The following is a 24,943-nucleotide window of genomic DNA, read 5'->3' on the forward strand; positions in this document are numbered from 1 at the left end:
TTAAATCAACCTCTTCTCTTAAAATAGCCCAATAATTTCTTTACATAACTTTCATCCACCCTACAACTCAAAACCCCACAACCAGATTTGGTAAAAGTCTCCTGAAAATAGGCAACGCGCTCACTGTAGTGTTTGCCATAGGCCATCCTTACTTTTTTGGACTGGGTATTTACCAATTGAATGGCACCCGTTTCGGCATCCTGCATTTGAACCATGCCTAGATTTGGAATGGTTTCCTCCCTTTCATCAAATACCCTAATACCGGTAAGATCGTGCTTTTTGCCCGTAATACGCAATGTTTGAAGGTAGTCGTCGGTTATAAAATCCGAGAGTACAAAGACAATTGCTTTCTTCTTCATTACGTTGGTAAGGAATTTTAAGGCTGCTCCCAAATCGGTCTCACTACTCTTGGGCGAGAACTCCAACAATTCCCTTATAATTCTAAGGGCATGACTTTTTCCTTTTTTTGGTGGAATGTATAGTTCCACCTCATTGGTAAACAAAAGAAGTCCAACTTTATCATTGTTCTGAAGTGCCGAAAATGCCAGCGTAGCAGAAATTTCTGTAATTATTTCCTTTTTAAACTGATTGCTGGTACCAAAAAGTTCCGAACCACTCACATCTACCATGAGCATCATGGTAAGTTCCCTTTCCTCCTCAAATACCTTTACATAAGGTTCATTATAGCGTGCGGTTACGTTCCAATCTATAGATCTAACATCATCACCGAATTGATATTGGCGAACCTCACTAAAAGTCATACCCCTACCCTTAAAGGTCGAGTGGTATTCCCCGCCAAAAATATGGTCGGAAAGACGTCTCGTCTTTATTTCGATCTTACGAACTTTTTTTAATAATTCCTTGGTATCCATTTTCAGTTTGCAGTTTGCAGTAAAAAGTATTCGGTTACAGTTTTAAGGTATTAAGACCAAAAGCTGTATACGGATAACTGTAGACTGATTAAGGTACTTCAATTTCGTTTACGATCTTGTTTATTATTTCTTCCGAAGTAATGTTTTCCGCCTCGGCCTCATAGGTTATACCAATCCTGTGGCGCAAAACGTCATGTATCACTGCCCTTACATCCTCAGGTACCACATAGCCCCGTCTTTTAATGAAGGCATAACATTTGGCAGCAACCGCTAAATTTATACTACCCCTTGGCGAAGCTCCGAAACTAATCAAAGGTTTTAGGCTTTCCAGATTATATTTCTCTGGGTATCGGGTGGCAAAAACAATATCTAGAATGTATTTTTCAATTTTCTCGTCCATATACACATCCCTTACCGCCTTTTGGGCACTAAGAATCTGCTTAACGCTAACCACTGGCTTTACCTCTTCATAGGCACCTTTAAGGTTTTGCCTAATAATTAATTGTTCCTCGCTAAGTTTGGGGTAATCAATAACGGTTTTTAACATAAATCTATCCACCTGGGCTTCCGGTAGGGGGTACGTTCCTTCTTGTTCCACCGGGTTTTGGGTAGCCATAACCAGAAAGGGCTTGTCCAATGTAAAAGTTTCGTCGCCTATGGTTACTTGCTTTTCCTGCATGGCTTCCAAAAGGGCGGATTGCACTTTTGCAGGAGCACGGTTAATTTCATCTGCCAGAACAAAATTGGCGAATATGGGACCTTTCTTAATTGAAAAATCGTTCAATTTCATGTTGTAGATCATAGTTCCAACAACGTCTGCAGGTAGAAGATCTGGAGTGAACTGAATTCTACTAAAGCTTCCTTGCACTGCTTTTGCCAAGGTATTTATCGCTAAGGTTTTGGCTAAACCGGGTACACCTTCCAGAAGAATATGGCCCTGCCCTAAAAGTCCAATGAGCAATCGTTCAACCATATGTTTTTGTCCTACGATTACCTTATTCATTTCTAAAATAAGTAGGTCTATAAAAGCACTCTCCTGGGCAATTTTCTCGTTCACGGCACTGATATCTACCGAAGTATTTTCTTCCATATAATCCTTTGTTTTGTTTTGTTTACAGTGGTTTACTCCAAAAGTGGATGCAAATTGAAAATTTATTTAGTTATTGGCTGTTAATGTATGGTTAAAAGTTAAGCAATGGGTCCAGTTTTATGAACTATTTAAGGGAATTATTCATAATTTCACAAACATATGAAAAATAAAACATCTTATTTCAAAATCATTGCAGGGACAGTTAGTTGTAGCGATTGGGGTAAGATGATTCCTTGCGGGGGAAGGTTTGTGTTGATCGATCATTTTTAAACAGGGGAAAAACACCACTTTTAATTAGACCTAAATTTAGGTTTCATTGGGCAGTAAACCGTTTATTTTGAATAACCTTTCCGCAGCTGATATCTGGGCGCAAGATTTAGGTTTTAATGACCATCTGTCCTATACAGATGATTCATATTTTGAATGCTCCGGATATGGACATTTTAAAGAAAACTTGGGTGTTGTTTCCATGATACCGGCATAGGACAATAGGAATAATGGTTGCAGCCAAGCGACATTGTTAGAAATAAAACAAAGAACTTTTTTATGAGTACAACCTTTAATGAGAAACCAACAGCATTTATAACCGGGGCCACAAGCGGAATTGGACTTGCAACCGCTAAAATCTTTGCCGCCAATAAGATTAATTTGGTTATTTGTGGCAGGAGAAAAAAGCGATTGAACGAACTTAAAAAGGAACTGTCCAGACATACCAAGGTTTTCATTTTGGAATTTGATGTACGGGATAAAAACACGGTTTTTGAAGCTATTGCTTCCCTTCCGGAGGAGTTTTCCAATATTGATATTTTAATCAATAATGCCGGTAATGCCCATGGTCTGGACTCCATAGAGGAAGGAAGTTTGGATGATTGGGAGGCCATGTTGGACATTAACGTCAAGGGCCTTTTGTATGTTTCCAAGGCCATTATGCCAGGCATGATCAAAAAAAAATCGGGACATATTATCAACATTGGTTCTATTGCAGGAAAGGAAGTGTATCCTATGGGGAATGTGTATTGCGCTAGTAAATATGCTGTGGATGCCATAAATCAAGGGATGAGAATAGATTTAAACAAATATGGCATTCGCGTTGGGGCCATTAACCCTGGATTGGTGGAAACGGAATTTAGCAAGGTAAGGTTTAAAGGAGACGATGGTAGGGCCGAGGCCACCTACAAGGGGTATAAGCCGTTGCAGCCGGAAGATATTGCGGATGTAATCCATTTTATGGTTACTAGGCCCTCCCATGTTAATATAGCAGATTTATTAATTTTGCCTACGGCACAAGCGAGTGCTACTATTGTCAATAAGGAATTATGATCAATAAACGCCTACTCGTAAAAAACCTACTGGCCCATAATGACGAAAATAGCTTTTATGATAAAAAGCGATTTATAGATATTGGGCAGAGGGAGGGTAAGGCCAAATTTTTAAAGCATGTCTGTGCACTTGCCAATAGTAATCCTAAAAACAATTCTTTTATAGTTATCGGGGTCGAGGACGAAGACAATGAAATTGTAGGAGTCGATTTTTTTGATGACAGCAAGATTCAGAATTTGGTAAACGCCTATTTGGACAACCCCCCTCGGATTACCTATGAAAACATTCCATTTCCGCATTTGCCCATGGGAAAAGTAGTGGGTTTGGTAACCATAAAATCCAATGGGAAGGTTTGTTCATTGAGAAAGAACATCTGGAAGTATTACGGGGGGTCGGTATTCTTTAGGGACGGAAGCATAAGTATGCCAAAAGCCTATGGAATTGAGTTGACGGATGTAAATGCGGATATTGTGGCAACCATAGAAAAGCATGCCAAAAACAACATTGAGCTTACCTTGGATGGCGTAATCGATTTTTTAAACGAAAGGCATAAGGATCTTACCAGTAATTATAAGGTTTTTAAGGAGCAATTTGTGGTTTGTTGGGCGGGGCATCAGAAAAAAGTCAAAACCGAAACCTATTATTCCCGTGTCGACATCGAATTGATCAATGAACAAGTAAAGTTGTTTTTTTCTGAATTCGATGAAATTACTATATCCTATGATGAAAATTCCTTTACTACCATAGAATATGTGCAGTTGGGGCTAAGTACCCAACAAAAATATTATCCCTTGGAAAAAGTAGTCATTACATTTCTGGATAATGGAACCTATACCATTCAAAGCGATTTAATATTTGAACCTCCCTTATATGATAAGAAAACACTTCATCATATATACAACGCCAATGTGGCCGTAATTAAGAAAATTGAAAAGGAAACTCCATTGACTCCAAATGAGGTAAGGGACTTGGACTTGTTATCCGATACTTTTTTAATATGCTATGTAAATGGTTTTGAAGAAGCCAAGGATATTATGGAAAACGCCAAGCCTATAATGAAGAAATATAATCTTCCTGTGTATCAATCTATTAAAGAATCCCTCCGTATTATTAGAAAGATGAAATATAATTAGGAATTGCCGGTCAGTGGATTTTTATAGTTGGTTTAATTGTTGTTGGGTGGGCAAGGATTCTATGGCCCCATAGTTGGTGGTCGTAATTGCACCTGCCTTATTGGCTTGTTGAACCATATTTTCCAAAGGTTCGGAACCGGATGTAAGCGTGTCCAGATTGGTGGTCAGGGCAATTTGTTTTAACAAACATCCAATAAATGCATCTCCGGCACCAGTGGTATCAATAGGACTTACCTTTATGCTTGGAATTATTTTTTTAACTGCCGGTGTACTTAAATAGGTGCCTTCCCCACCTAGGGTGATCGTAATAATTTTGGAGCCCAACTTATGTAAAAAAGCACATGCTTCCTCCAAATTTTCCTTTCCTGAAAGCAATTGGGCCTCTTCCAAACTAAATTTGCAGAGATGGGATTTTTCTATAAATGGGATGCATTTTTGAACAAATATGGCTTCCGTTCCTTTCCACAGATCCGCCCTAAAATTAGGGTCGAAGGAAATAAAACTGTTGTTGGATACGGCTTCTTGGAGATATAGTGAATAAGCCTCTTCCAGATGGCCCCCCAAGAATGAGGTAGCGGCTCCAAAATGCACAATTTGATCTTTAAATAGCTTGCTTAAACGGCGATCGTATTTTAATTCTTTGTCGGCTCCACGGCTAAAAACAAAATCGCGTTCCCCATCCTCTGCTATGGAAACAAAGGCCAGGGTAGTGAAAGTGTCGGACCGTTGTGACAGGGATACGTCCACCTGTCCTTCCGTTAAGGTATTGATCAGGAAAGTACCAAAGGGATCTTTGCCTACACAGCCAATGAAAAAGCTTTTGCCTCCCAGTTTGGCTATTGCCGATGCTACATTTGCCGGGGCACCGCCTGCTTTTTTTGTAAAATTATTGGCTTTTGATAGATCGCTACCTTGCTTTTCCGCTACAAAATCTATTAATAATTCCCCTATACAGAAAACGTTTTTCATTCTTTGGCTTTAATTGATTTATCTAAAATAGATAGAAAAATGCAGTAATGCTAAAAACGTCCCCAAATGCCTGCATTTAGGGACGTAACTTTTAGGCTATAATTAGTCTTTTTTACTGGGTTATCCGCATTTGGACGAACCACAATCCTTACAGGTGAGGCATCCTTCTTGATAAATCAGATTTTTGGAATTACAGGAATCACATTTTTGTCCCTTGGCCTCCGTACCATCGGCAACGTATCTCTTAAGGGCCCTTGCAACACCATTTTTCCAAGTATTGATGGATTCGCTATCCAGTTGTAGACTGTTGATGAGGTCTACCACTTTTTCTATTGGCATGCCATGGCGTAGGGTGCTCGATATTAATTTGGCATAGTTCCAATATTCCGGGTTAAATTTATGGGATAATCCCTCAATGGTTGTTTTATATCCACGCTTGTTCTTGTACTGAAAATCATAACGCGAAGAACCGTCCTCGTTCCTACTTTTTATAATTAATCCGTTATTTACCCACCTAGGAATTAGTATACCGTCCTCGTCATCGGCCATACCAGTGAAAATTTCATAGGGTTGGTCGTTGATCAGGCCAATGAAAGCAATCCATTTTTCCTTGTTGTTTTGAAGTCGCACTACATCGGCTTCCAAAATTTGGGGACGTTTTGTGGAGAAAAGGGTTAGGGATTCCTCATTTTCCGATTTTTTTGAATCATTGGAGATCAATACCCCAGATCTGGAACCATCCCGGTAAACAGTGACACCCTTGCAACCTGCTTTCCAAGCTTCCAAGTAGAGTTTACCCACCAATTCTTCGGACACATCGTTGGGAAGGTTTATGGTAACACTTATGCTATGGTCTACCCACTTCTGAACAGCACCTTGTAAACGAACTTTGCTCAGCCAATCCACATCATTGGAAGTAGCCTTGAAATACGGGGAACTTTCTACAATTTTCTGTAACTCCTCCTGGGAATAATTTTTTTCGGTATCAATTCCCTTGACGGACATCCATTGTTTGAATTTATGGTGGAATACCAAATATTCTTCCCAAGAATCCCCAACTTCATCCACAAAATCAATACGGACATCCTTGTCATTAGGATTAACTTTTCTACGTCGTTTGTAAACCGGTAGGAAAACCGGTTCTATTCCAGAGGTGGTTTGGGTCATTAAACTCGTGGTGCCGGTTGGTGCTATGGTCAATAGTGCAATATTTCTTCGGCCGTATTCCAACATTTCATAATACAGTTTTTCATCGGCTTCCTTCAGTCTTAGGATAAAGGGGTTGTTCTTTTCCCTTTCCGCATCAAAAATTTGAAAGGCCCCTCTATCTTTGGCGGTATGTACCGAGGCCCTGTAGGCTTCCAAGGCAATGGTCTTATGTACTTCAATTGAAAATTTGTTGGCCTCTTCACTTCCATAACGCAAACCAAGTGCCGCCAGCATATCCCCTTCGGCTGTAATTCCGATTCCGGTTCGGCGCCCCTGCTCGGCCTTTTCTTTGATCTTGTTCCATAGGTTGAATTCCACGGCCTTGGTGTCCTCCAATTCCGGATCCGCTTTTATTTTTTTCAGTATTACATCTACCTTCTCCAATTCAAGGTCAATAATATCGTCCATAATGCGCTGGGCCGCAGCAATATGTTCCTTAAATAGTTTAAAATCGAAAGAGGCATTATCTGTAAAGGGCTGGTCTACATAGGAGAAGAGATTAATGGCCAACAAGCGGCAGGAATCATATGGACAAAGCGGAATTTCTCCACAGGGATTGGTAGACACGGTGTTATAACCCAAATCTGAATAACAATCCGGTACGGATTCCTTAATTATGGTGTCCCAAAACAAAATTCCAGGTTCTGCCGATTGCCATGCGTTATGGACTATTTTGCCCCATAATTTTTGGGCGTCTATTGTTTTGGAAACCTTAGGGTTTGGGCTTTGAACAGGAAATTTTTGGGTATAGGGTTGTCCACTTTCAACGGCCTTCATAAAATCATCATCCATTCTAACGGATACATTGGCTCCCGTTACCTTGCCCTGTTCCATTTTAGCATCTATAAAATCTTCTGCATCCGGGTGGTTTATAGAGACCGATAACATTAGGGCTCCCCTTCTGCCATCTTGGGCTACTTCCCTAGTAGTATTGGAATATCTTTCCATAAATGGGACCAAGCCAGTTGAGGTAAGGGCCGAGTTCTTTACCGGCGACCCCTTGGGGCGTATATGGGATAGGTCATGACCAACGCCACCGCGGCGCTTCATGAGCTGTACTTGTTCTTGGTCTATTTTCATGATTCCCCCGTACGAATCGGACTGGCCCTCATTGCCTATTACAAAGCAGTTGGACAGGGATGCAATTTGAAAAGGATTGCCAATGCCCGCCATTGGGCTACCTTGGGGGACTATATATTTAAAATTTTTGATCAGGTCAAAAACTTGTTCTTCATTGAGAGGGTTTGGGTATTTTTGTTCAATTCTGGAAATCTCCTTGGCTATCCTGTGGTGCATATCATCAGGGGTTAGCTCGTAAATGTTTCCTTCGGAATCTTTCAGGGCATATTTATTTACCCATACCCTGGCCGCAAGGTCATCACCTTTAAAATATTTTAACGAAGCATTAAAGGCTTCTTCCTGACTGTAGGTCTTTTGTGGTCCTTGGGCGATTTTTGTTGGCATATAATGATTTTTTAGGTTGTAATACAAATGGAATAAAGAACAAAAGTATTAAAAAAAATAGAAGGTAAAACATGATAAATATCATGAAAGTTTACAAGAAAAATGATTCAAATAATTGAAAATGAATTAATTAAAGATTTATCAACAGGAAAAAGTTAACAAATAAATTATACTTTTTATTAAATTTTATTTTGTGAATGTTGCCGTCCTGAATAAAAATTCTTGCACTAAATGCCTTGTAGGCCTTTTGTTTTGGCGGATATGTTTTTGTTTGATTTAGTCTTTTTTGGGGTCTATAGGTAGCATCTAATTTTCTATTGGTTTTGGGATAGTTACTTAAATTATTCGGGTAAATCCAATTTTAGGTCCTTTTGCCATGGATATTAAAGTGGTATTTGCGATTTTTGCCAAATGAGAACATTGGTAATCGGAGACCTGCATTCTGGGTTAAAGGCCTTGAAGCAAGTATTGGAAAGGGCAAAAGTGAGTCCCAGTGACCATCTTATTTTTTTGGGCGATTATGTGGATGGTTGGAGTGATGCCGTGAATACGGTCAATTTTTTAATGGAGCTTAGGCTTACGCATAAATGCTCGTTCATAAGGGGAAATCACGATGAACTATGCAATGATTGGTTGAAAAGTGGCGATCATAACCCTGTTTGGCTGCAACATGGAGGTACTGCTACCCAAAACTCGTATCGGTCGGTTGGGGATGAAATAAGGGAAGCCCATATTCAATTTTACGATAATTTGGATAATTATATTCTGGACTCCGAAAATCGCTTGTTTATCCACGCAGGATTTACTAACTTAAGGGGTGTGGACCATGAGTATTTTACCAAAACCTTTTATTGGGATAGGACCCTTTGGGAATTGGCATTGTCTTTAGACCCATCATTGACCAAAGAGGATGAAATTTACCCTCAAAGGTTAACACATTACAAGGAGATTTTTATTGGCCATACCCCGGTAACAAGGATTGGTAGGACCACGCCAAAGAATGCTGCCAATATTTGGAATGTGGACACAGGGGCGGCCTTTAGGGGGCCATTGACGATTATGGATGTTGGTTCCAAGCAATATTGGCAAAGTGATCCGGTATATTTGTTTTATCCCACCGAAATGGGAAGAAACTAAAATTTACCGTTTAGAGGTACAGATTATCAAGATTATTAAGGATATTTACATAAAATTTGAAGAATGTCTAATAAGAACGTTAGAATAGAAGTGATGAAGTCCATTGAGGGTAAGGTGGATGGTTTTATAGACCAGTACCTTATTCCAATACAAGACATTTGGCAACCCACGGATTTTTTACCTGACACACAAAGTGAAGGCTTTATGGATCACGTAACCCAGATACGTGAGGAAGCCAAGGAATTGGGGTATGATCTTTGGGTCACCTTGGTAGCCGATACCATTACCGAGGAGGCATTGCCTACCTACGAATCTTGGCTTATGGACGTAGAAGGAATAGATCAACATGGTGAAAACAAGAATGGTTGGTCCAAGTGGGTGCGTCATTGGACCGCTGAGGAAAATAGACATGGTGATGTGCTTAACAAATATCTTTATTTGGCCGGAAGGGTCAATATGAGGGAAATGGAAATAACCACTCAGCATCTTATTGCCGATGGTTTTGATATAGGTACGGATAGAGATCCTTATAAAAACTTTGTTTATACCTCTTTTCAAGAGTTGGCCACCAATATTTCACACAAAAGGGTAGGTCAAATGTGTAAAAAGGGAGGCAATACGCTTCTTGGTAAAATGTGTACCATTATTGCAGGAGACGAGATGCGCCATCATTTGGCCTATAGGGAATTTGTTAAGGTTATATTTGAAAATGACCCAAGTCAGATGATGTTGGCCTTTGCCGATATGATGAAGAAAAAAATTGTAATGCCGGCCCATTTCTTAAGGGAGTCAGGCGGAAACATAGGTACTGCGTTTGAGAATTTTTCCAATTGTGCCCAAAGATTAGGGGTTTACACTGCTCAGGACTATATAGACATTTTGAAAAAATTGAATAGTTATTGGGAATTGGATAGCATTAGAAGCCTAAATGATGATGCGGAAAGGGCAAGGGATTATTTAATGAAACTTCCTGATAGATTGGAGCGAATTGCCAGTAGGATGAAATTTCCCGAGGACAACTATAGGTTCAAGTGGGTGGAAGCCAACGGAAGAATGGTCTAGCAAATAGAGTATTAAAAGGCACTAACGCCCCACTTATGTCATAAGTGGGGCGTTTTTCATTGTATTTTTTTCCAATAGGCCATAGATTTAATGGTGTGTTAAAAAGACCTTCAAGTATAGCTGAGTTACAGTATGAAGAGGACCGACCGTAGGGTCTAAAGTTTTCCTCTTTTGTGTTCTTCCTGCCATTTGTGCAATTCTTTCCATTTACCTTCATAGGCCATTTTGGCTTGCATAGGCCAGGATGCTGGGTCGTGAATTTTATAACGGGCTCCTCCACTGTCCAGTATTTCCTGACATTTGGCAACGGCAGTTTCGGACAAATCTTTCCAGGTTTTAATATTAAAGGAATTGAAAAGTTGCTGAATTTTAGGTCCAATGCCTTCCACAATCCTTAGGTCGTCCCGTTTTACAGTTTTCCCGAGGGCGGCTTTTGCTGCCTGTGCATTAAATGGAAGTAGGGCTTCAGCGGCAACTATTGGGGCAACGGGTTCATCCGGAACAACAAGCTCTACTTTTTGGGATAATTGTTTCTTGCATTGTGCCAAATCGGTTTCCAATTTTGCGTTTTTATCCTTTAATATATCCAATTCTGAAGTAGGGCCTATTTGGGAATTGGTGCCCTTTCCGATTAAGTAGCCAAATAGTGCGCAGACCACACCTACTACGGCAGGTATAAACCAGCACCAAATACTTAGGTTTTCCATGTGTTTTATTGTTTTGGGTTAGTTGTTTTTATCAAGGTTCTGAAGCTCATTTTTTTTCTCTGCCAGCAGGCTATTATTAGCAACCTCTTCTGTGTTTTCAACCGAGGGAGTATCCTCTGCTTCGGTGATGCACGTATTGCACAACATGAGGTTAAAATAGGTTCCGGCAACAATGGCAATAACAATACCCAATAAATTGGTTGTTTTCTTAGACATTTCGGATAGCTATATGGGTTTTTTCTAAATGTATTAAAAAATTCGCTTAAATGTTAAAAAAATGTTATTAAATATTCCGTTTCAAGTAGTTAGCAAAAAATAATGCTGTTATGGGCAGTTTACTTTCCTTGGCTAAAATATAGTAGGATAATGTTGTTTAAGGCTGGTGGGAAAAATTGTTTTATCCTATGTTAAACAACTTTAAACGTGGAAGATGGGCATGGAAATCAAGGGCAGTAGTTGTAAAATTTACCAATTATACACATTTTATTACCATCCATATAGTTTTGCTTTTAAACATGGAACTAAATGTAGACTTTAGCGTAAATATTAGAATAACAAAGACCTTATTTCTCCCGACTAAGTTCCGGCATTGAAATAGGTCTTTTTCACCATAATTATTTGAGTTAGTTTGGTTAAACCCGCAGCTATTTCTAATGGACCTATTCGGGGGGAGGGGAAATTTTCAAGTGGCTACGGGTTTATATTATATCTAACCATTAGATATTAAGGTTTTGTCTTGGAGTATAGAGCTATTCTTCAGGATGTAATTTGGTTGGTTAGTTTAAAACCCGCTATGTTCTGGTTTATATCCAGAACATAGCGGGTTTTTTTATTGCTCTTAATCTTAAAGATCGAACTTTATACCTTGTGCCAAAGGCAATTCGGTAGTGTAATTGATGGTGTTGGTCTGTCTTCGCATATAGATTTTCCAGGCATCCGAGCCGGATTCACGCCCTCCACCAGTTTCTTTTTCTCCGCCAAAAGCTCCTCCTATTTCAGCACCGGAAGTTCCAATATTCACATTGGCAATGCCACAATCGCTTCCTTGCGCGGATAAAAATCGCTCGGCTTCCCGCAGATTATTTGTCATTATGGCCGAGGATAGTCCTTGGACAACCCCGTTTTGTATGTCAATGGCATTTTCTACGTCTCCGGAATATTTTAGTAGGTAGAGTACTGGTGCAAAGGTCTCGTGTTGTACGATCTCAAAATTGTTGTTTGCTTCGGCAATGGCTGGTTTTACATAACATCCGCTTTCATATCCTTCCCCTTCCAGTACACCTCCCTCAACAATTAGCTTGCCTCCTTCTTCCACCACTTTCTTAAGGGCCTTTTGGTACATACTTACGGCATCGGTATCAATCAATGGGCCTACATGGTTTTTCTGATCCAGTGGATTGCCTATCCGCAATTGTTTGTAGGCGGTAACAATCGCTTCTTTTACCTTGCTATAAATCGAGTCGTGTATAATTAATCTTCGTGTAGAGGTACAACGTTGTCCAGCCGTACCAACGGCCCCAAAAACAGCTCCTATTACGGTCATTTTTATGTCGGCATCCGGGGTTACAATAATGGCATTGTTTCCACCAAGTTCCAGGAGCGATTTTCCAAGTCGGGCTGCTACTGCCTGGGCCACGATTTTTCCCATGCGAATAGATCCTGTGGCAGATACTAGAGGTACCCTTTTGTCATGGGTCATAAATTCACCTACCTTATAATCGCCATTGATCAAACAGGAAATACCTTCGGGAAGGTTATTTTCTTTAAAAACTGTTGCCGCTATATTTTGACAGGCCACACCGCATAAGGGTGTTTTTTCACTTGGTTTCCAAACACAGACATCTCCAGATATCCACGCCAAGGCGGTATTCCAGGCCCATACGGCCACTGGAAAATTGAACGCCGAGATTATGCCAACCACCCCTAATGGATGATATTGTTCGTACATTCTATGTCCTGGTCTTTCGGAGTGCATGGTAAGTCCGTGCAATTGTCTGGATAGGCCCACTGCGAAATCACAGATATCTATCATCTCCTGCACCTCTCCCAATCCTTCCTGATATGATTTTCCCATTTCATAGGAAACCAACTTTCCCAAAGGTTCCTTTAGTTCCCTTAGTCTATCGCCAAACTGCCTCACTATTTCTCCCCTTTGGGGTGCGGGTTTTGTTCTCCAAATTTTAAATGCATTGGTGGCCGCCCCCATTACTTTTTCATAGTCCTCTTTGGAGGTAGTTCTTACTTTACCAATTAGGGCACCATCAACTGGGGAATACGAACTTAACTCGCCTCCAGAAGAAAAATTATTGGAACCCGTAGAGGTTCCATTATTTATAGCTTCGACGCCTAATTTTTTCAAGGCTTCATGGATTCCAAATTCCTGTGCAATCTTTGACATTTATAACTATTTTATCGTTAATTGTTATATTTTTCAAATTTACAAATTAATGGGCAGTCTAGGGCGTAACTATCCATAAATGTTTACAGTAGGATCTGCGGTTTAGGCCCAACTTAGCTTATAGGAGTCAATATTGGAAAAAGAAGGCAACTTATTGGTCTTCCTTGGCAATAAATCTTTCATCAACGGGCATTACAGTGCCGCAATTACTGCAGGTTCTAAGTTCTTCCGAACCATAGAAGGTCTTAAAATGCCCCAAAAAGTCCTTTTCAATATTATTTAGCGTGAAGTATACTTCATAAAGTTTATTGTTGCAGTTATCGCAAAACCACAGTAAGCCATCATCAATGTTCATATCGGCACGTTTGCGTTCTATTACCAGACCTATGGACCCTTCTTTTCTAACCGGGGAATGAGGTATTTTCGCAGGGTGCAGGTACATATCCCCAGGTCCCAACTGCATCGTTTTTTTTTGGCCGTTTTCTTGAATATGAACCTCAATATTACCTTCCAATTGATAAAACAGTTCCTCTGTTTCATTGTAATGATAATCTTTTCTAGCATTGGGGCCGGCAACAACCATAACAATGTAGTCTCCCGATTCCGTGTACAGGTTCTTATTTCCTACGGGAGGTTTTAAAGTATCCCTATTCTCGGAAATCCATTTATTTAGATTGAAAGGTTGCTTTATGGACATAGTATATTATATTGAAGTTAATATTATGCTGCCGCCCATTAAATATTGAAAGCAACTGACGTGCTGTCAAATATTAAAACGCGGTTTAACATCAAAAATAATAAAAGAAAACTGCTTTTAAGAAGACTATCTATAGAAGAGTTGTGTAAAATATAGAGTGCCGTCGGTATTTCTCTTTACACTTACCGCGGTGTGGGTAAATTCCCCTTCCATAGTTTTTCTGTGGTCGGAACTGGCCAACCATTTTTGAAAAGCCTCTAGGGCAGAATCATAGTCCTTCGCCACATTTTCGGAGACAAAAGATGCATTTACTGCTTGGGAAATATCCGATGCCCGGGCGCTAAAATTGTCATGGTTGATAGAGCCTTTGGCTATCATATAATCTGTATGCTTGTTAGCGTAATCATACGCTACTGTGCTAAAATCCAGATCGTTATATCCTAGGGAAATACGATGGTCGTTAACGATCCCAAGTAATTCCTGCTCCACTTCAACCGCATTTTCGACTTCGGGAATATTTGCCGGCTCAATAGACTCTGTGCTGCAAGAGGCTACTACAAATGCGAACAAAAGCATTACAAAATAATGCAATTTCATTTTCATATAATGTTCTATTTGTAAGTAGGAAGAAAGGGAAGAATGGGGAATTCTTGTGTTCTCGTTATTGGCGTCTCGTAACCAACAGTTGTAATATTAAAAAATTTATTTAGTAAGCAGTCTAATTAAGTGATTTATTCGACGAAATGCATAGCTCGTATTAAAATCTGTAATCCAAAGATTACTTAAATAATAAACTCAAACATTATTATTATAATACATATAGTATTTGGATTAGTGGTGATGTAATTGCAATTATAGAAAGATGAACTTTTGCCAAGCCTATTTAGAACAAAAAATATTCCACAAAAGGAAAACCTTATATCTTTACTGTACTAAATTGGTTCTTTTCATGAAATTAATTGTCCGTGCCTTAATTTTTCTTTTTGTAGTTGGTTGTAACCCTAAAAAAGATACCGGCAAAGCTCCAGTAGATAATTTAAATCTATATCAGGAATATATAACGGAAGTGTCCCATGGAATAATTTCTGTAAAATCAGATGTAAGGGTAGTATTGAGCCGTCCAATTGACTCTTGGGAAAGCGGAAAAGAATTGGATAGCGATTTATTGTTGGTAACTCCAAAGACAAGTGGTAAGGTCATACCCTTGGACAGTAGAACCATTGCATTTGTACCCGAAGTTGGATTTCAGCAGGACAGTAACTATACATTTACTTTAAATCTTGGATCTTTTATATCTGGGGTTCCAAAGGAGTTGCGCAAGTTTAATTTTGAGGTAAAAACTTTAAAACAACAGTTTAATGTTTATACCCAGGCGCTGCAGTCCTATTCCAAGGATTATCAATATTTGGAAGGTCAATTAAGGAGCGCTGATCAATTAAGTTTGGAAATTGCCAAGCAGTTGTTGGAGGTTAGGCAGAACGGGAAAAAGGTCCCTCTTAAGTTTGATACCTCCATAGCTGAAGGAACCCAATTTCATTTTAAAATTGATAGCATTCAGCGATTTACAGAGGATACCAACTTGGAGGTCGTATGGGATGGGACAGGTGTGGATATTGCAAGCGTTGGAAAAAATACGATAAAGATACCTGGCAAGAACAATTTTACAATTCTGGATGTTGGCTTGGAAACAGGCGAAAAACAAATCATCAATATCAATTTTTCGGATCCTTTAAAAAAAGGACAAAACTTTAAGGGTCTTGTAGTGTTGGAAGGCGATGCCAACCTTAAATATGATGTAGTGGGCAATACCCTAAAGGTATATCCTTCCAAAGAGATGAGTACAACTTTAAGTCTCGAGGTTTTTGAAGGTATTGAAAGTGTTGATGGGTACAAACTTAAAACAAAGCTTATAGAGCGAGTAGCCTTCGAACAAATAAAACCAGAGGTCCGACTGTTGTCTAATGGAACAATTTTACCATCCTCCAATAATCTAAAAATTAATTTTGAAGCGGTAAACCTAAAGTCGGTCAACTTAACTGTCTATAAAATTTTCGAGAACAATATTTTGCAGTTCCTTCAAAGTAATGATCTTAATGGGAGTTATAATTTAAAAACTGTGGCAAGGCCCATAGCCTCCAAGAAATTGGATTTGGAAACTGGTCTAGGCAATAACCATGGTAAATGGTCCGCTCATGCCGTAGATTTAAGAACGCTTATTGCACCCGAGGTAGGTGCTATTTATAGAGTTGAATTTGGTTTTAAACCCTCGTATAGTCTTTACAAATGTGACGGTACCAATTTTGATCAAGAAGCCTCGTCGGAAGACGATTTTGATCAGGAAACGGAAAACAGCTCTTGGGACGGAGTGGAATCCTATTATGAGGATTATTATTTTAACTATGACTGGAATCAACGGGATAATCCTTGTCATATTTCCTATTATTATGACAAGACGGTAGGGGCCAATGTATTGGCTTCGGATTTGGGGGTTATAGTAAAACAAGGACTGAACAAGAGTTATTTTGTAGCGGTCAATAATATTGTAAGTACTGAACCCATTGCAGGGGCCAAAGTAACTTTCTATAATTACCAACAACAGCCCATTGGGCAGGTAACAACAGAGTTGGATGGTACCACTATATTTGATAGTGAACACTTAGCATACTTTGCAGTAGCCGAAAGCAATGGTCAAAAGACCTATGTTAAACTAAATGATGGAAACGCATTGTCCGTTAGTAAGTTTAATGTTGATGGGGTAGCCCTCCAAAAGGGAATAAAAGGTTTTATTTTTGGGGAAAGGGGAGTCTGGCGTCCTGGTGACAAACTTTTTCTTTCGTTTATGTTAAACGATAAGGCCAATAAACTTCCCGCAGGGCATCCCGTTAAATTGGAATTGATAGATCCCTACAACAAGGTGGTGCAAAGGGAAGTAAGGACAAACTCCCTCAACAATTTTTACAGTTTTATTTTAAGGACGGATGAAAATGCACCTACAGGTAATTGGTTGGCAAAGGTTTCGGTAGGTGGGGCAACCTTCACAAAGACCGTTAAGATTGAAACCATAAAGCCAAATAGATTAAAGATCAAGACAGCGTTCGAAGATGAGGTTTTGTCCGCAGGCAAACCCATTAAAGGGATGCTGGAGGTAGCTTGGCTTCACGGTGCGGTAGCCAAAAACCTAAAAGCGGATATTACGGCGAAATTCAATGTACAGACAACAACCTTTAAGAACTTTCCCGCTTATGTTTTTGATGATCCTACCAGGGCGTTTGTCACCGAGGACCAGATAGTATTCAATAATGCCGTTAACGCCGAAGGCAAGGCAGGCTTTTCTATAAACCCACAAATTAACAGTCAGGCCCCAGGAATGCTTACCGCTGCATTTATTACCAAGGTGTATGAAAATGGGGGCGATTTTAGTACGGACGTGTTTACAAAGCAATTTTCGCCATTTAAGACCTATGTAGGTCTTAATGTGCCCAAAGGTGATAAAACCAGGGGTATGTTGCTCACAGATCAACCCCATAAATTTGAGGTGGTAACCGTAGATGAAATGGGCAATGCCAAAGCTACCGGCAATTTAAAGGCAACTATCTATAAAGTAAGCTGGAGATGGTGGTGGGAGACCTCTGCCGATAACCTTTCCAGTTTTAGTAGTAGTGAGTATCAGGAAAAAGTTTTTGAGGAGACCATAAGCACTAATTCCAATGGTAAGGCATCATTTAATTTTGAGCTAAAGTACCCCGAGTGGGGTCGATATTTGGTTAGGGTGGAAGATCCAAAGGGAGGGCATGCAACTGGCAAAACAATATATGTAGATTGGCCGGGATGGGCTGGAAAGAGTATGAAAAACGATCCTTCCGCTGCTACTATGTTAGTGTTCTCCACGGATAAGGAAGTTTACAAAGTTGGGGAAACTGCCATCGTTACCTTTCCTGGTTCGGAGGGAGGAAGGGCATTGGTTACCGTTGAAAATGGTAGTGAAGTACTGCATTCACAATGGGTGGAATCCCAAAAGGGGGAAACAAAATTTGAAATTCCAATTTCCGAATTGTTTACTCCCAATGTTTATATCAATATAAGTTTGCTGCAACCCCATGCCACCACTTTAAACGATTCCCCTATACGAATGTATGGGGTACTTCCTATATTGGTAGAAGATCCATTGACCAAGCTGCAACCAGAAATTACTATGCCAAATGTCTTGGAGCCAGAGGAAGGTATAACCTTAAAAGTAAATGAGAAACTAGGCAGGGCCATGACTTATAGTATTGCCATGGTTGATGAAGGATTGCTGGATCTAACACGTTACAAAACTCCAAATCCGTGGAATACTTTTTATGCCCGGGAAGCACTGGGGGTCAAGAGTTGGGATGTGTACGATGATGTAATAGGGGCCTTTGGAGGGAGAATAAATCAGGTATTTGCTATTGGTGGTGACGGAGAATTGGCCGGAGCCAAAAACAAAAAGGCCAATCGCTTTGAACCTATGGTGGTTTATCTAGGTCCCTTTAGCTTGAGTAAAGGGGAAACAAAATCACATAAGATAGATATTCCCAAATATGTTGGTTCAGTAAGGACAATGGTCATAGCCGGGAATTCTGGGGAAGCTGCATATGGTGTGGCAGAGAAAACAACACCCGTAAGAAAACCACTTATGGTATTGGCTTCCTTGCCAAGGAAAATCACTCCAGGGGAGATGGTAACCTTACCGGTTACGGTTTTTGCTATGGAAAGCAAGGTAAAGGAGGTGACCTTGCAGATTAAACCAGATCCTTCTTTTACGGTAGAAGGGAAGACGGTACAAAGCGTTTCCTTCACCCAACCAGATGAGAAAATGGCCTATTTTCAATTAAAGGTGGCCGATTATAATGGCATAGGGAAAGTTGTGGTGGAGGCTTCGGGAAATGGGGAAAGGGCATCTTTTGAGGTGCCAATAGATGTGGTGAACCCAAATCCTTTGACTACGGTGACGGAAGATATTGTTCTGGAGGCCGCTAGTAGCAGAAAAATTGACCTTGAAACTTTTGGCATTCCGGGCAGTAATAAGGCAGAGGTGGAATTCTCTACGCTGCCACCCATGAATTTTAATGGAAGAATGCAATATTTGATCCAATATCCGCATGGGTGTTTGGAGCAGACCACCGCTAGTGCCTTTCCCCAGTTGTTTATTACGGATATCTTCGATATTAACACAACTAAGAAAAAAGAGATACAGCAAAATGTTGAAAGTGCCATAAAAAGAGTGGGCAGCTATCAAACGCCAAGTGGGGGTTTCGCATATTGGCCAGGACAAAATTATGCCGATGATTGGAGTTCGTCCTTTGTGGGCCACTTTTTATTGGAAGCTGAGAAGAAGGGATACGTTTTGCCATTGGGATTTAGGTCTTCTTGGCTAAATTATCAACAGAACATAGCTAGGCAATGGAGATCAGGAACAGGGTCTTCGGATTTGGCCCAGGCGTATCGCTTATATACCTTGGCACTTTCTGGTAATGCGGATATTTCGTCTATGAACAGATTAAGGGAAACGCCCAATCTTTCCAATGAGGGGAAATTCCGTCTGGCGGCTGCCTATGCACTTGTTGGCCAGGAAACTGTGGCCCAAGAGATAATTAAATCCGCAAATTATGATTTTTCCGATGGCAAACATGATTATCAAACCTTTGGGTCTTCCGATCGAAATAAGGCGATGGCCTTGGAAACATTTGTGGTCTTAAAGGACAAGGTAAAGGCCCAAGATATGGCCAAGACTTTGGCACAGCGTTTAAGTTCGGATCAATGGATGAGTACCCAGAGTACGGCATATTGTCTCTTGGCATTGGCAAAATTTGCCCATATGGTAGGGGGCAAGGGAATTAAGGCCACCATAACCGTAAATGGGGGCAATACAGCAATAAATACGGACAAAACCTTGGCCAATACGGGATTGGGTATTAAAACGGGGACCAATTCCATCAATATAAAAAATATTGGCGAAAATTTGCTTTATGTGAGTATCATTAAGAGTGGAATTTTGCCTGTAGGAGAGGAAAAGGAATTGGAACGGAATTTAGTGGCCAATATGGCCTTTAAGGGAAGGAACGGTATAAAATTGGATCCTTCCTCCATAATGCAGGGCACGGATTTTGTCGTGGAAGTGTCGCTTACCAATACCAAGGCAGAATCCATTAAAAATGTGGCACTTTCCGAAGTATTCCCAAGTGGGTGGGAAATAGTAAATACCAGGTTCACGGATTTTGGTGATTTTGCTGAAAACGAGGTGACTTATACTGATTTGAGGGATGATAGGGCCAATTTTTATTTTGACATGAAGAAGAACGAAACAAAGGTATTTAGGGTATTGTTGAACGCCTCTTATTTGGGAAGATATTACCTGCCAGGGATACAGGCCGAGGCTATGTACAACAATGATTTCGCAGTGCGTACCAAGGGCCAATGGGTAGAAGTGGTACAGTAATAGTTCTTGGCGGCCCTAAAAAAAATGAACGCTCCTTAACGCAACCATTTTGTATTTTTTGCATTTATGAATAAAAATATAAATAGTATCATATGAAAAAAATAATTTGGTTTGGGCTCTTTGGAGCAATTGCATTTAACAGTTTATTGGTAGGATGTAGTACGGATAATACCGTTGAATGCCCTGCTGATTATGAAGGGGCACTTGTTACGGAGGAAAATGGGTTACTCGGAACTTGGGAGTTGACGGCCATTGTTGCGGCAAAGGAAGTAGATATTACCAAAGACGACGTGCAGAATCCAAAAAAGGATATTTATGTGCAATATACGGACTGTGAAAAGGATGCCGAGTATACTTTTGGACCCGGTCGCGCCTACGAATTCGCCCAGGGTCAAAATGCGTCCAACTGTAGTAATAAACTTAAGATTGAAGGGACTTGGAAGCTTTCCAGTGACATCCTAGGTTTAATTGGTAATTGTTCCGCCCAAAATTTGAAAATTGTTTTCAATGAGGGCAAATCCGCATTTACCACCACTTCCAATTACAACATAACGGATGTAAACGGATTGACCGTACAAACAGACGTGACATTTACCTATACCAAAACGGAAGCGACCAATTAATTGATTTTGAGTCAAAGATTATATCGTCCTATGGTTACCAAATAATTTTTTGGGGCCATAGGATGATATATTTACCAACGCACTTTAATGAAGTCGTTTTGCTCCTTGTTCTGGGGTGGTTCTGCTTCAAGAGGTTCATTTTTCTTTAGTACCTTACTGAAAACAAGGGCCCCAATTTCCTTTACGGGCATATATAGTTTGGATTCGTCAATTGATTCTTGCTTAACAAACCCCAATTGATTGTTGGTTCTGTCAAAAAAAATCAAAAGGGCGCCTAGGATTACGGCAACCTTGAGTGCTCCAAATATTCCTCCCGCTATTTTATTCAGTAAGCCCAACATGGCAAAATCGGCAATTTTAGTCAAAAGTTTTCCTGCCAAATTTACCACCAGGACAATAATTATAAAGGTGATCAAGAAGGAAGCAGTGTTCATATAACGTTCGTTCCATTCCATATTTTTGGCAAGATATTCCCCCACGATATAGGAAAAATGAATGGCACCGTATAAACCGGCAATAAGTGCAATCAAAGATGCCAATTCTACCAAGAGACCATTTTTAATCCCCTTGTATAGGCCGTATAGTAATAGTAATCCAATAATAATATCCAATATGCCCATACAAAAGTCTTTTGACAAATATAAAACTTTGATTTGTACCTTTGAACAATTCTATTCTGTTTGGATAAGTGAATCCGGAATAGTTATAAATTAAGATAAATTACGATGTCTAGAGATACACAGTTAAAGGATAGATGGGAGACTTTGGTAAAAAAATTGTCTGCCCAATTTGCGGACAACGATCCATTGGAATTGGATGCCATCATATATCTGGTAGGCGTCCAGGAATTGGGGCAGATTCATAAAATCTACAAGAAGGATGAAAAATTAAATCTAATGCATATAGCTATCTGTAGGTTGTTGGAACCTTATGGGTATTATGAGTTCGATTTTTTTGATGAAGATGGTTGGCCACATTATAACATAAAGGAAGAACTTCCCCCGTTAAAGGCAGGCGAACAATCTGTCTTAATGAAGGAAGCTTTGGTAAGCTATTTCTTGGAAAAGGAATACATCATTTAGCTATGGAACTTAAAAAGCCCTATTATGCCGTAATTTTTACTTCCATTACAACCGAGGACAATAAGGGGTATATGGAAATGGCCCATCAAATGGAGTCGCTGGCAAAAAGGCAGACGGGTTTTCTAGGTTTTGAAAGCGCAAGGGACCAATTAGGGATCAATGTAAGTTATTGGGATAGTCTAGTGGCCATAGCGGATTGGAAAATGCAGGCGGATCATTTGTTTGCTCAAAAAAAAGGCAGGGAAGAATGGTACAAATGGTACAAGGTCCGTATTTGTATGGTGGAAAGGGAGTATGAATTTGGGAACGGATAAGGATTCGAAAAAGGGAATAACAACCTTTCTACGGTTGAAGGAGCTAATTCAAGAGTATCCTAAGAAATTACTTATCCTTACTTTACTGCTGATTGCTTATTATTTCTGTTTGCCCAAACAACTATTCCATACCCCCCATGCCACTGTTGTTGAGAGTAAATCGGGCAAGCTCTTGGGAGCACTTATTGCCGAGGACGGTCAATGGAGATTCCCTGTGGTGGATAGCGTGCCCTATAAATTTGAGACCTGTATTTTAAATTTTGAGGATGCCCATTTTTATAGGCATCCCGGTTTTAATCCTGTTTCCATAGGCAAAGCTTTTATAGCAAATATTTTGGCAGGGAAAACAGTAAGGGGGGGTAGTACCCTTACCCAACAGGTAATACGCTTATCCCGCAATCACAAAAAACGGTCATATTGGGAAAAAGTTAAGGAACTGGTCTTGGCCACGAGATTGGAGTTGGGATATTCCAAGAATTATATTCTAAAATTATATGCCAGCCATGCCCCATTTGGTGGTAATGTGGTAGGGCTGGAGGCGGCTGCTTGGCGTTACTTTGGCATGCAGCCAGATCAATTGTCATGGGCAGAAGCAGCTACTTTGGCCGTATTGCCCAATGCCCCAAGTTTAATATACCCTGGAAAGAATCAAACAAAATTGCTGAACAAGAGAAATAGGTTACTTCACAAATTATTGAATAATCATTATATAGATAGTACTACCTACCAGCTTTCCCTTTTGGAAGAATTGCCCCAAAAGCCATTTCAATTACCGGACACAGCACCTCATTTGGTTCAATATTTGGCCAAAAAATATAAGGGCAAGAGAATTTCGACCCCTGTGGATGAAAACCTTCAGGCAAGTATAAATAGTATTGTAAATAAGCATTATAAAAACTTAAAACAGAATCAGGTTTACAATGCGGCAGTTCTGGTGATGGATGTTAAGACACGTAAGGTACTTTCTTATGTAGGCAACACACCAACGGATAACGAACACGAAAAGGATGTGGATATGGTACAGGCCAATCGCAGTACCGGCAGTCTGCTAAAGCCATTATTATATTCCGCCATGATGAATGAGGGGGAATTATTGCCAACTATGCTAATACCGGATGTTCCTACCCAAATAGCAGGTTATACCCCTGAGAATTTTAACGAAAGCTATAGCGGCGCAGTTGAGGCGGACAAGGCGTTGGCCAAGTCACTAAATATTCCTGCAGTGCGCCTGCTACGTTCCTACGGACTGGAAAAATTTAGGGATCAACTGGATTTGTTCAACCTAAGGGGCCTGAATAAGTCAGCCGATCATTATGGCTTAACATTAATTCTTGGCGGAGCAGAAAGCAATCTATGGGATTTGTGCAAGACCTATGCCTCCTTGGCATCAACCGTAAATCACTTTAATGCCACCTCTAGTGAATATTATACCAAGGAATTTATAGAACCAATCCCATCAGCGGAAACCAAGGTAGATTTTGGTGCTAAATCTACCGAAGTGACCATTTTTGATGCGGCCAGCATCTACCTTACTTTTGAGGCCATGAAAAAAGTAAACCGGCCAGAGGGCAGTGAATCCTGGGAATTTTTTGATTCTTCCAAGCAGATAGCTTGGAAAACGGGTACCAGTTTTGGTAATAAGGACGCTTGGGCCATTGGCATTACCAAAGACTACGTGGTTGGGGTTTGGGCTGGAAATGCCGATGGAGAGGGAAGACCAAATGTAACCGGACTTAGCAGTGCCGCCCCAATGCTATTTGATGTGTTTGATGTTCTACCCAGATCCTCCTGGTTTCAAAAGCCAGAGGATGAGTTCACGGAAATTAATGTATGTTCGGAAAGTGGTTACCTGGCTGCTGACATCTGTCCCAAAACAGTAATTTCTATTCCCAGAAAGCAAAATTTCGTAAAGCCATGTGCGTATCATCAATTGGTGCATTTAGATGCTGAAAAACAGTTTAGGGTCAATTCCTCCTGTGCAGATTTGTCACAAACAATAAGCGAATCTTGGTTTACATTGCCACCGTTGATGGAATACTATTATAAAAAGGGACATCCCTCATATAAAACTTTACCACCTTTTCAGGAAAACTGTAAGGATTCCAATACTGCGGCAATGGAGTTTATATATCCCAGAAACGGAAGTAGAATTACCTTGGCGAGAAATTTTGAAGGTAAGAAGAATGAATTGGTGGTTAAGTTGGCCCATGTTAAACCGGCGACACCTGTTTATTGGTATTTGGATGAGAAATATATTGGGCAGACCACGGACTATCACGAAATAGGATTGATGCCGTCCCCCGGAGAGCACGGAATTATGGCAGTTGACGCCTTGGGCAATGAAGTTGTTGTTATAATAACAATAGAGTAACAATAGCCCTTTGATTTGGGTCTATAAACCATTAT

General features: G+C 40.2%; 20 protein-coding genes. 10 read left to right on the top strand and 10 right to left on the bottom strand.

All coding sequences use genetic code 11. The features are described from left to right. Positions 1–5: 5 nt before the first annotated feature. Together BUA60_RS03615 and BUA60_RS03620 are read right to left on the bottom strand one after the other, a co-directional pair. Positions 6–872: a DUF58 domain-containing protein gene (locus BUA60_RS03615; RefSeq protein ID WP_072860347.1), complete on the bottom strand. Its 867-nt coding sequence runs from the start codon at positions 870–872 to the stop codon at positions 6–8. A gap of 88 nt (positions 873–960) precedes the next feature. Next, positions 961–1,962, bottom strand: a complete 1,002-nt coding sequence (locus BUA60_RS03620; RefSeq protein WP_031445757.1) for an AAA family ATPase — start codon at positions 1,960–1,962, stop codon at positions 961–963. Positions 1,963–2,299: 337 nt separating this feature from the next. On the opposite strand from BUA60_RS03620, the gene BUA60_RS22960 reads away from it, so the two are divergent. The 3 genes from BUA60_RS22960 to BUA60_RS03630 all read left to right on the top strand — a co-directional run bounded on the left by BUA60_RS22960 (position 2,300) and on the right by BUA60_RS03630 (position 4,415). Then, positions 2,300–2,446, top strand: a complete 147-nt coding sequence (locus BUA60_RS22960) for a hypothetical protein (RefSeq protein WP_178346960.1) — start codon at positions 2,300–2,302, stop codon at positions 2,444–2,446. 62 nt (positions 2,447–2,508) lie between these two features. Beyond that, a complete protein-coding gene (locus tag BUA60_RS03625) occupies positions 2,509–3,282 on the top strand; it encodes an SDR family NAD(P)-dependent oxidoreductase (protein ID WP_072860348.1) in 774 nt (257 codons plus the stop codon). Then, the gene (locus tag BUA60_RS03630; protein WP_072860349.1) at positions 3,279–4,415 is read left to right on the top strand and encodes an ATP-binding protein; all 1,137 of its coding nucleotides are present in this window, start codon (positions 3,279–3,281) and stop codon (positions 4,413–4,415) included. Before BUA60_RS03625 ends, BUA60_RS03630 begins: the two co-directional genes overlap by 4 nt. A gap of 21 nt (positions 4,416–4,436) precedes the next feature. On the opposite strand, the gene BUA60_RS03635 is transcribed toward BUA60_RS03630, so the two are convergent. Beyond that, a complete protein-coding gene (locus tag BUA60_RS03635; protein ID WP_072860350.1) occupies positions 4,437–5,384 on the bottom strand; it encodes a carbohydrate kinase family protein in 948 nt (315 codons plus the stop codon). A gap of 120 nt (positions 5,385–5,504) precedes the next feature. Further along, a complete protein-coding gene (locus tag BUA60_RS03640) occupies positions 5,505–8,057 on the bottom strand; it encodes an adenosylcobalamin-dependent ribonucleoside-diphosphate reductase (protein ID WP_072860351.1) in 2,553 nt (850 codons plus the stop codon). Between the two features lie 411 nt (positions 8,058–8,468). On the opposite strand from BUA60_RS03640, the gene BUA60_RS03645 reads away from it, so the two are divergent. Both BUA60_RS03645 and BUA60_RS03650 read left to right on the top strand, forming a co-directional pair. After that, complete coding sequence (locus tag BUA60_RS03645) at positions 8,469–9,194, top strand: metallophosphoesterase (RefSeq protein ID WP_072860352.1); 726 nt, start codon at positions 8,469–8,471, stop codon at positions 9,192–9,194. 63 nt (positions 9,195–9,257) lie between these two features. Next, positions 9,258–10,256 (top strand): acyl-ACP desaturase, encoded by a 999-nt coding sequence (locus BUA60_RS03650; protein WP_072860353.1) that lies wholly within the window; start codon positions 9,258–9,260, stop codon positions 10,254–10,256. Between the two features lie 155 nt (positions 10,257–10,411). Here BUA60_RS03650 and BUA60_RS03655 read toward each other — a convergent pair whose 3' ends face one another. From BUA60_RS03655 to BUA60_RS03675, 5 genes are all read right to left on the bottom strand, one after another. Then, the gene (locus tag BUA60_RS03655; RefSeq protein ID WP_072860354.1) at positions 10,412–10,963 is read right to left on the bottom strand and encodes a hypothetical protein; all 552 of its coding nucleotides are present in this window, start codon (positions 10,961–10,963) and stop codon (positions 10,412–10,414) included. An 18-nt stretch (positions 10,964–10,981) separates the two neighbouring features. Beyond that, positions 10,982–11,179, bottom strand: a complete 198-nt coding sequence (locus BUA60_RS03660) for a hypothetical protein (protein ID WP_072860355.1) — start codon at positions 11,177–11,179, stop codon at positions 10,982–10,984. Between the two features lie 628 nt (positions 11,180–11,807). After that, the gene (gene amaB / locus BUA60_RS03665) at positions 11,808–13,361 is read right to left on the bottom strand and encodes an L-piperidine-6-carboxylate dehydrogenase (RefSeq protein WP_072860356.1); all 1,554 of its coding nucleotides are present in this window, start codon (positions 13,359–13,361) and stop codon (positions 11,808–11,810) included. Between the two features lie 151 nt (positions 13,362–13,512). Beyond that, positions 13,513–14,058 carry a 3-hydroxyanthranilate 3,4-dioxygenase gene (locus tag BUA60_RS03670; RefSeq protein ID WP_072860357.1) on the bottom strand — a complete coding sequence of 182 codons (546 nt, stop codon included), beginning with the start codon at positions 14,056–14,058 and terminating at the stop codon, positions 13,513–13,515. 126 nt (positions 14,059–14,184) lie between these two features. Continuing rightward, a complete protein-coding gene (locus BUA60_RS03675) occupies positions 14,185–14,661 on the bottom strand; it encodes a CAP domain-containing protein (RefSeq protein ID WP_072860358.1) in 477 nt (158 codons plus the stop codon). A 346-nt stretch (positions 14,662–15,007) separates the two neighbouring features. Between BUA60_RS03675 and BUA60_RS03680 the strand changes: the two genes are divergently transcribed. Together BUA60_RS03680 and BUA60_RS03685 are read left to right on the top strand one after the other, a co-directional pair. Further along, entirely contained in the window at positions 15,008–20,518 is a 5,511-nt protein-coding gene (locus BUA60_RS03680) for an alpha-2-macroglobulin family protein (protein ID WP_072860842.1), read from the top strand. A gap of 92 nt (positions 20,519–20,610) precedes the next feature. Beyond that, on the top strand, positions 20,611–21,141 hold the full coding sequence (locus BUA60_RS03685; RefSeq protein WP_072860359.1) for a DUF5004 domain-containing protein: 531 nt from the start codon (positions 20,611–20,613) through the stop codon (positions 21,139–21,141). A 71-nt stretch (positions 21,142–21,212) separates the two neighbouring features. On the opposite strand, the gene BUA60_RS03690 is transcribed toward BUA60_RS03685, so the two are convergent. Continuing rightward, positions 21,213–21,761: a CvpA family protein gene (locus tag BUA60_RS03690; protein ID WP_072860360.1), complete on the bottom strand. Its 549-nt coding sequence runs from the start codon at positions 21,759–21,761 to the stop codon at positions 21,213–21,215. Positions 21,762–21,866: 105 nt separating this feature from the next. Between BUA60_RS03690 and BUA60_RS03695 the strand changes: the two genes are divergently transcribed. From BUA60_RS03695 to pbpC, 3 genes are read left to right on the top strand one after another with little or no spacing between them, the layout of a single operon-like run. Then, entirely contained in the window at positions 21,867–22,223 is a 357-nt protein-coding gene (locus BUA60_RS03695) for a hypothetical protein (protein WP_072860361.1), read from the top strand. A gap of 2 nt (positions 22,224–22,225) precedes the next feature. Beyond that, entirely contained in the window at positions 22,226–22,537 is a 312-nt protein-coding gene (locus tag BUA60_RS03700; RefSeq protein WP_072860362.1) for an antibiotic biosynthesis monooxygenase family protein, read from the top strand. Next, entirely contained in the window at positions 22,518–24,908 is a 2,391-nt protein-coding gene (pbpC, locus tag BUA60_RS03705; RefSeq protein WP_084532470.1) for a penicillin-binding protein 1C, read from the top strand. Before BUA60_RS03700 ends, pbpC begins: the two co-directional genes overlap by 20 nt. The last annotated feature ends 35 nt before the right edge of the window (positions 24,909–24,943 follow it).

This window comes from Arenibacter palladensis, assembly GCF_900129275.1.
In the GTDB taxonomy this organism is placed as follows: Bacteria; Bacteroidota; Bacteroidia; order Flavobacteriales; family Flavobacteriaceae; genus Arenibacter; species Arenibacter palladensis.

Bases quoted from the DNA above. Each gene is read 5' to 3' on its own strand.
- BUA60_RS03655 (WP_072860354.1), bottom strand. From the start codon at position 10,963: ATGGAAAACCTAAGTATTTGGTGCTGGTTTATACCTGCCGTAGTAGGT.
- BUA60_RS03690 (WP_072860360.1), bottom strand. From the start codon at position 21,761: ATGGGCATATTGGATATTATTATTGGATTACTATTACTATACGGCCTA.
- BUA60_RS03645 (WP_072860352.1), top strand. From the start codon at position 8,469: ATGAGAACATTGGTAATCGGAGACCTGCATTCTGGGTTAAAGGCCTTG.
- BUA60_RS03640 (WP_072860351.1), bottom strand. From the start codon at position 8,057: ATGCCAACAAAAATCGCCCAAGGACCACAAAAGACCTACAGTCAGGAA.
- BUA60_RS03620 (WP_031445757.1), bottom strand. From the start codon at position 1,962: ATGGAAGAAAATACTTCGGTAGATATCAGTGCCGTGAACGAGAAAATT.
- amaB (WP_072860356.1), bottom strand. From the start codon at position 13,361: ATGTCAAAGATTGCACAGGAATTTGGAATCCATGAAGCCTTGAAAAAA.
- BUA60_RS03650 (WP_072860353.1), top strand. From the start codon at position 9,258: ATGTCTAATAAGAACGTTAGAATAGAAGTGATGAAGTCCATTGAGGGT.
- BUA60_RS03615 (WP_072860347.1), bottom strand. From the start codon at position 872: ATGGATACCAAGGAATTATTAAAAAAAGTTCGTAAGATCGAAATAAAG.
- BUA60_RS03680 (WP_072860842.1), top strand. From the start codon at position 15,008: ATGAAATTAATTGTCCGTGCCTTAATTTTTCTTTTTGTAGTTGGTTGT.
- BUA60_RS03625 (WP_072860348.1), top strand. From the start codon at position 2,509: ATGAGTACAACCTTTAATGAGAAACCAACAGCATTTATAACCGGGGCC.
- BUA60_RS03630 (WP_072860349.1), top strand. From the start codon at position 3,279: ATGATCAATAAACGCCTACTCGTAAAAAACCTACTGGCCCATAATGAC.
- BUA60_RS03675 (WP_072860358.1), bottom strand. From the start codon at position 14,661: ATGAAAATGAAATTGCATTATTTTGTAATGCTTTTGTTCGCATTTGTA.
- BUA60_RS03685 (WP_072860359.1), top strand. From the start codon at position 20,611: ATGAAAAAAATAATTTGGTTTGGGCTCTTTGGAGCAATTGCATTTAAC.
- BUA60_RS03670 (WP_072860357.1), bottom strand. From the start codon at position 14,058: ATGTCCATAAAGCAACCTTTCAATCTAAATAAATGGATTTCCGAGAAT.
- BUA60_RS03635 (WP_072860350.1), bottom strand. From the start codon at position 5,384: ATGAAAAACGTTTTCTGTATAGGGGAATTATTAATAGATTTTGTAGCG.
- BUA60_RS03695 (WP_072860361.1), top strand. From the start codon at position 21,867: ATGTCTAGAGATACACAGTTAAAGGATAGATGGGAGACTTTGGTAAAA.
- BUA60_RS03700 (WP_072860362.1), top strand. From the start codon at position 22,226: ATGGAACTTAAAAAGCCCTATTATGCCGTAATTTTTACTTCCATTACA.
- pbpC (WP_084532470.1), top strand. From the start codon at position 22,518: ATGAATTTGGGAACGGATAAGGATTCGAAAAAGGGAATAACAACCTTT.
- BUA60_RS03660 (WP_072860355.1), bottom strand. From the start codon at position 11,179: ATGTCTAAGAAAACAACCAATTTATTGGGTATTGTTATTGCCATTGTT.